We start from the raw sequence: 6,513 nt of genomic DNA on the forward strand, positions 1-6,513 counted from the left end.
GGAAAAAGCGCCTACACTGTCATCCATGCCGGAGCCCGGCCATCAGAGTGGCCCCGGAACCCTACGGCAGGCTGCGGCCGCCCTGCTGACCCGCTGGGCGGAGCGCCTTCACGCTACCGCGACCCCGGCCCGCATCTCCGAGGCTCAGCTGCGCACCCTCATCGCGGTGACGGCCGGCACCGGGCACGTCCGCGAGGTCATGGTGCCGCGCACCGAGGTCGTGTTCCTCGACGCCGCGCTCTCCGTCGCCGACGCCGTCCTGGCCGTGCGCGGGGCCCGGCACTCCCGCTTCCCGGTGATCGACGCCGACCCGGACGACGTGCTCGGCTTCGTGCACCTGCGCGACCTGCTGCTCACGCCCGCGGCTGGGAACCCCGAGCCGGCGGCGTCGCTGCGCGGCCTGACCCGCGAGGTCAAGCGGCTGCCGGCCAGCAAGCGGGTGCTGGCCGCGCTGTCGGAGATGCGGCGCGAGGGCCATCACCTCGCGGTGGTCGTGGACGAGTACGGCGGCACGGCCGGGATCGTCACGCTGGAGGACCTGATCGAGGAGCTCGTCGGGGAGATCCACGACGAGTACGACGCCCCGCCCGCCCCGGCCCGGGTGGACGAGGTCGACGGCCGGCTCAACCTGGCCGACCTCGCCGAGCGGATGGGGCTCCGGCTGCCCAGCGGCCCCTACGAGACCGTGGCCGGCTTCCTCATGGCCCGGCTCGGGCGGGTGCCCGAGGTCGGCGACCAGGTACGCCACGACGGCTGGCACCTCCGGGTGAGCACCGTGGAGGGCCGCCGCGTGGCGCGCATCTCGGTCAGCCGGCCTCGATGATCATCCCGGCGCCGACCGTCCGGTTGCTCTGCTCGTCGATGATGACGAACCCGCCCGTGGTGCGGTTGCGGCGGTACTCGTCCGCCAGCAGCGGCACCGTCGTGCGCAGCCGGACCCGGCCGATCTCGTTGAGCGCGAGCTGGTTCGCCGACTCGTCCCGGTGCAGGGTGTTGACGTCGAGGCGGTACTGCAGCCCGCGCACCACGGCGCGGGCCGAGCGGGTCGTGTGCTTGATGGCGTACTTCCCGCCGACCGTCAGCGGCCGGGTCTCGTCCATCCAGCAGATCATCGCCTCGATGTCCTGGGCGACCTGGGGGGCGTTGTTGGGCCGGCAGATGAGGTCGCCGCGGGCGATGTCGATCTCGTCGGCCAGGCGGATCGTGACCGACATCGGGGGGTACGCCTCGGACAGCTCGCCGTCGGCCGTCTCGATGTGCGTGATCTTCGTGGTGAAGCCCGACGGCAGCACCATGACCTCGTCGCCGGGCTTCATCACGCCGGAGGCGATCTGGCCGGCGTAGCCGCGGTAGTCCGACACGGTGGTGGACTGCGGGCGGATCACGTACTGCACCGGGAACCGCACGTCGACCAGGTTGCGGTCGGAGGCGATGTGCACGTGCTCGAGGTGGTGCAGCAGCGACGGGCCCTCGTACCACGGCATCTTGTCGCTGCGGGAGACGAGGTTGTCGCCGTGCAGGGCCGAGATCGGGATGACCGTGAGGTCGGGCGCCTCGAGCTTGGCCGCGAACGAGGTGAACTCGTCGGCGATGCGCTCGAAGACCTCCTGCGAGTAGTCGACCAGGTCCATCTTGTTCACGCACAGCACCAGGTGCGGCACGCGCAGCAGCGAGCACAGGAACGCGTGCCGGCGGGACTGCTCGACCAGGCCCTTGCGCGCGTCGACCAGGATCAGCGCCAGGTCGGCGGTCGAGGCGCCGGTGACCATGTTCCGCGTGTACTGAATGTGGCCCGGGGTGTCGGCGATGATGAACTTGCGCCGGGGGGTGGCGAAGTAGCGGTACGCCACATCGATCGTGATCCCCTGCTCCCGCTCGGCCCGCAGGCCGTCGGTGAGCAGCGCCAGGTTCGTGTACTCGTCGCCGCGCGAGCGCGAGGTCGCCTCGACCGCCTCCAGCTGGTCCTCGAAGATCGCCTTCGAGTCGTAGAGCAGGCGCCCGATGAGCGTCGACTTGCCGTCGTCGACCGAACCCGCGGTCGCGAAGCGCAGGAGGTCCATCTGCCGCTGCTGCGGCGTCTCCAGCACGGAGGTCATGGCTTAGAAGTACCCCTCACGCTTGCGGTCTTCCATGGCCGCCTCGCTCACCTTGTCGTCGCCGCGGGTCGCCCCGCGCTCGGTGATGCGGGTGGCCGCGACCTCGTCGATGACCTTGTCGATCGTGTCCGCGTCGCTGCGGACGGCGGCGGTGCAGGACGCGTCCCCGACCGTGCGGTAGCGCACGCGCTCGGTGAACGGCGTCTCGCCGGCCTTGAGCGGCAGGAACTCGTTGATCGCATAGAGCATCCCGCCGCGGTCGACGACCTCGCGGTCGTGCGCGTAGTAGATGCTCGGCAGCTCGATGCCCTCGCGGGCGATGTAGTGCCAGACGTCCAGCTCGGTCCAGTTGGACAGCGGGAACACGCGGATCGACTCGCCCGGGGCGATCCGGGCGTTGTACAGCGCCCAGAGCTCCGGCCGCTGGTTGCGCGGGTCCCACTGGCCGAAGTCGTCGCGGAACGAGAACACCCGCTCCTTCGCGCGCGCCTTCTCCTCGTCGCGCCGGGCACCGCCGAACAGCGAGTCGAAGCGATACTTCTCCACCGCGTCGAGCAGCACCGGCGTCTGAATCCGGTTGCGCATCCCGTCGGCGGACTCGCGGACCGTGCCCGCGTCGATCGCCTCCTGCACACTGGCCACGATCAGCTGCACGTTGAGCTCCGCCACCCGCCGGTCGCGATACTGCAGCACCTCGGCGAAGTTGTGCCCGGTGTCCACGTGCATCACGGGGAACGGGATGCGGGCGGGCGCGAAGGCCTTCTCGGCCAGCCGCAGCATCACGATCGAGTCCTTGCCGCCGGAGAACAGCAGCACCGGCCGCTCGAACTCCGCGACCACCTCGCGCATGATGAACAGGCTCTCGGCCTCGAGAGCATCCAGGTGAGAGACCCGGTAGGGCGGCCGGCTCATGAGTAGGCGGGACCTTTCAGCCGTTGATGGCGGCGAGCAGTGACGGTGCCAATGCTTTCCGACACACCACCAGGTCGGGCAGGCGGGGATCGGGCTGGTTGTATTCCAACGTAGTCCCGTCGATACGGGAAGCGTGCAGGCCCGTGGCGAGAGCCACAGCGACCGGAGCGGCGGAGTCCCACTCGTACTGCCCGCCCGCGTGAACGTAGGCGTCAACCGCCCCGTCGATCACCGCGGCGATCTTCGCCCCGGCCGAGCCCATCGGCACCAGCTCGATGGGAAGTTTCTCGGCGAGCGCGCCGAGCAAGGCCGGCGGGCGGGTGCGGCTGGCGGCCATCCGGATCGGCTCGCCCTGCACCCCGGGCATCGGCGGGAACGGCGGCGGGACGTCGGTGCCGAGCACACAGTGCTGGGCGGGCAGGGCCACCGCCCCGGCGACCAGGCGGCCGGAGCCGCCGCGGGCCGGCTCGGTCCCGGACGACGAGTCCTGGGCCATCTGGGAATCACGGGTCGCCTGGCTGTACAGCGCCACGTGCACGGCCCAGTCGGCCCGCCCCTCCTCGCCGAACTCGCGGGTGCCGTCGAGCGGGTCGACGATCCAGACGCGCTCCGCCCGCAGCCGGGCCGCGCTGTCGGCGCCCTCCTCGGACAGGATCGCGTCGGCCGGGCGCCAGCGCGTGAGCTGCTCCACCAGCAGCTCGTGCGAGAGGCGGTCGCCGGCCTTGCGCAGCGCGGCGGGGTCCGAGTAGCCCATCTCCTCGCGCAGCTTCAGCAGCATGTCTCCGGCCCGCTGGGCCAGCCAGCGCGCGAATCCGCCGTCGGTGGCGGGTGGTAGGTCGGTCATCAGTACGCTCCAGCCCCTCGGGTCACAGCGCTCAACGTCCGCAGCAGGATGACCAGGTCGAGCGAGAGCGACCAGTTCTCCACGTACTGCAGGTCGAGGCGGACCGCTTCGTCCCACGATAGGTCCGACCGGCCGGACACCTGCCACAGGCCGGTCATCCCGGGCCGCACGGCCAGCCGGCGCCGGGCGTCGTCCGGATACACGGCGACCTCCTCCGGCAGCGGCGGGCGCGGCCCGACCAGCGACATGCTGCCGCCGATCACGTTGAGCAGCTGCGGCAGCTCGTCGAGCGAAAACTTGCGCAGAAGCCGCCCGACACGGGTCACCCGCGGGTCATTGCGCAGTTTGAACAGCGCGCCGTCGACTTCGTTGAGGTGCCGTAGCTCCGCCAGGCGGGCCTCGGCATCGATGTGCATCGTACGGAACTTGAAGATCACGAACTCGTGACCGTCCTTGCCCACTCTCGTCTGTCGGAACAGTACCGGTCCGGTGGAGTCCATGCGAACCGCAATGGCGAGAACCGCCAGAAGGGGGCTGGCGAGCACCAGCAGGGCGACCGCGCCCGCCCGGTCAACGAGCGCCTTGACGAGTCGGCGGGCCCCGTTCAGGGTCGGGTGTTCGACGTGCAGCATCGGCAGGCCGTCCACCGGGCGGATGGTGGTGCGGCTGCCGGCCACGTCGATGAGGGTGCTCGCGACGATCAGGTCGATGTCGTCGCGCTCGAGGTGCCAGGCCAGCCGGCGCAGCGCGTGGCCGTCCAGCTCCGGGCAGGACAGCACCAGCACGGTGTCGGCCCGGGCCCGGCGCACCGCCCCCGCGACCTCGTCGAAGCGGCCCAGGATCGGCACGTCCGCGACCTCGCCGTCGCCGGGCAGGCAGGCGCCGACGACCTTCAGGCCGTGGTACCGCTCGCGGCGCAGCTGCCGCGCCATGGCCTCGACCGCGAGCTCGTGGCCGACGACCACGACCCGGCGCATGCACGCGCCGCGCCGCTTGCGGGCCCGGTGCAGCAGCTGGCGGAGCAGGAACCGGGCGAGCAGGCAGCCGAAGGTGACCAGCGGCAGCGCGACGAAGAACCAGACGCGGGCGATGCGGGTCTCGGTGGTGTACGCCACGAAGACGGTCGCGGCCGTCAGCGCCAGGCCCGCCCGCAGGACGCGCTGGTACTCGTCGGTGCCGACGAACAGGTAGCGCTTCTCGTAGGCGCGGTTGGCCGCGAGGCTGGCCGTGAACGCGATCGGCAGCAGGACCGACAGCAGGACGTAGCGGGCGTTGTACAGCGTGAGGCCGCCGGAGAAGCGGGCCTCGAACGCCACCGCGCCGGCCATGAGCCCGATGGCGAAATCGAGCACGAGCAGGGTGCGCAGGTAGCGGCCCTCCCACGCCCACCGGGCGCGGTGGCGGGAGGTGCGGCCGGCCCCGGCGGACATGTCCGGCGCGGCGATGCGCACCGGCGTGCGGGTGAAGGGGGTCGTACCACGAACGGCCGCCTCGACCTCGGCGGCCAGGGCCGGGTCGACCTCGGCGGTCGCGGCGGCGCCGGGCGCGGGGGCGGGCGAGACGGGCGCGGCCACCCCGGCGGTCACCGGGCGCGGCTTCCTCGCGGAGACCTGACGGATCTGGTTGCGCACCGGGCTGGGGCGGCGGCCGCGCGCCGGGGCGGCCGGGCGGCCGTACACGGGGGGCGGGACGGGCGCGGCCTCGGGCTCGGGGCGGGCCTCAGCCGTCCGGTCGGGGCGGCGCAGGCCGGCCGGGCGATCCTCGCGGCGGAGATGGGCCGGGCGGTGCAACCCGTCCCGCGTTCGTCCGCTGTCGATCGCCACGCTGCCTCCTTCAGAAGGACCGTTTCCATCAAACGGTGCAACCTGGAGTACAACGTGCAAGTCGGACATTCGTCACGCCGACGGGTTATCGTGACGGTCCGGATCAAATAGCCGAACAGCGCGACTATTCAGCGTGATAACGATTCTGGGCCGCCTCGAGACCCTGGTCGACTATCATCTCGACCGCGTCCGCGGTGCGGTCCACGAAGTAGTCCAGCTCCTTGCGCTCGACCGCGGAGAAGTCGGACAGCACGAAGTCGGCCGGGTTCTGCCGGCCCGGCGGGCGGCCGATGCCGAAGCGGACCCGCAGGTAGTCCTTGCCCCCCAGCGAGCTCGACATCGAGCGCAGGCCGTTGTGCCCGCCCTCGCCGCCGCCCTGCTTCAGCCGCAGCTGGGTCCACGGGATGTCGAGCTCGTCGTGCACGGCGATCACCTGCTCGCGCGGCACCTTGTAGAACTGGGCCAGCCCGGCCACCGGGCCGCCGGAGAGGTTCATGAAGGTCAGCGGCTTCACGAGCACCAGGCGCGGCCCGCCGACGCGCAGCCGGCCCTCGGCCACGTCGGCGACGACCCGGCGGTGCTTGCCGAAGCGCAGCCCGGCCCGCTGGGCGAGCAGGTCGGCGACCATGAAGCCGACGTTGTGGCGGTTTCGCGCGTACTCGGGGCCGGGGTTGCCCAGCCCCACGACCAGCCAGGGTGCGGCGTCGGTCACCGGGTCTCCTCACTCACACAGCAAAGTCGCGGGGGGGCGGGGGGGGGGGGCGGGGGGCAGCCCGCGGGGGGGGGGGGGACGGCGCGGCGGGCCGGGGGGGGCGCGGCGCGGCGGGCGCCGCCGCGC

General features: G+C 72.1%; 6 protein-coding genes. 1 reads left to right on the forward strand and 5 read right to left on the reverse strand.

The genetic code is table 11. The features are described from left to right. The first annotated feature begins 25 nt into the window (after positions 1 to 25). On the forward strand, positions 26 to 823 hold the full coding sequence (locus ABT369_RS12575) for a hemolysin family protein (protein ID WP_350611853.1): 798 nt from the start codon (positions 26 to 28) through the stop codon (positions 821 to 823). On the opposite strand, the gene cysN is transcribed toward ABT369_RS12575, so the two are convergent. From cysN to pth, 5 genes are all read right to left on the reverse strand, one after another. Next, positions 807 to 2,096 (reverse strand): sulfate adenylyltransferase subunit CysN, encoded by a 1,290-nt coding sequence (cysN, locus tag ABT369_RS12580; RefSeq protein ID WP_350611854.1) that lies wholly within the window; start codon positions 2,094 to 2,096, stop codon positions 807 to 809. The genes ABT369_RS12575 and cysN overlap by 17 nt on opposite strands. A 3-nt stretch (positions 2,097 to 2,099) precedes the next feature. Continuing rightward, complete coding sequence (gene cysD / locus ABT369_RS12585) at positions 2,100 to 3,008, reverse strand: sulfate adenylyltransferase subunit CysD (protein WP_350611855.1); 909 nt, start codon at positions 3,006 to 3,008, stop codon at positions 2,100 to 2,102. Positions 3,009 to 3,024: 16 nt separating this feature from the next. Beyond that, positions 3,025 to 3,852 carry a 3'(2'),5'-bisphosphate nucleotidase CysQ gene (locus ABT369_RS12590; protein WP_350611856.1) on the reverse strand — a complete coding sequence of 276 codons (828 nt, stop codon included), beginning with the start codon at positions 3,850 to 3,852 and terminating at the stop codon, positions 3,025 to 3,027. Then, the gene (locus tag ABT369_RS12595; protein WP_350611857.1) at positions 3,852 to 5,675 is read right to left on the reverse strand and encodes a sugar transferase; all 1,824 of its coding nucleotides are present in this window, start codon (positions 5,673 to 5,675) and stop codon (positions 3,852 to 3,854) included. Before ABT369_RS12595 ends, ABT369_RS12590 begins: the two co-directional genes overlap by 1 nt. Before the next feature lie 124 nt (positions 5,676 to 5,799). Continuing rightward, the gene (gene pth, locus ABT369_RS12600) at positions 5,800 to 6,387 is read right to left on the reverse strand and encodes an aminoacyl-tRNA hydrolase (RefSeq protein WP_350611858.1); all 588 of its coding nucleotides are present in this window, start codon (positions 6,385 to 6,387) and stop codon (positions 5,800 to 5,802) included. Between the last annotated feature and the right edge of the window lie 126 nt (positions 6,388 to 6,513).

This window comes from Dactylosporangium sp. NPDC000244 (assembly GCF_040300725.1).
In the GTDB taxonomy this organism is placed as follows: domain Bacteria; phylum Actinomycetota; class Actinomycetes; order Mycobacteriales; family Micromonosporaceae; genus Dactylosporangium.

Excerpts from the sequence above, each read along its gene's own strand:
- cysD (WP_350611855.1), bottom strand. The coding sequence starts at position 3,008 with ATGAGCCGGCCGCCCTACCGGGTCTCTCACCTGGATGCTCTCGAGGCC.
- ABT369_RS12590 (WP_350611856.1), bottom strand. The coding sequence starts at position 3,852 with ATGACCGACCTACCACCCGCCACCGACGGCGGATTCGCGCGCTGGCTG.
- cysN (WP_350611854.1), bottom strand. The coding sequence starts at position 2,096 with ATGACCTCCGTGCTGGAGACGCCGCAGCAGCGGCAGATGGACCTCCTG.
- ABT369_RS12575 (WP_350611853.1), top strand. The coding sequence starts at position 26 with ATGCCGGAGCCCGGCCATCAGAGTGGCCCCGGAACCCTACGGCAGGCT.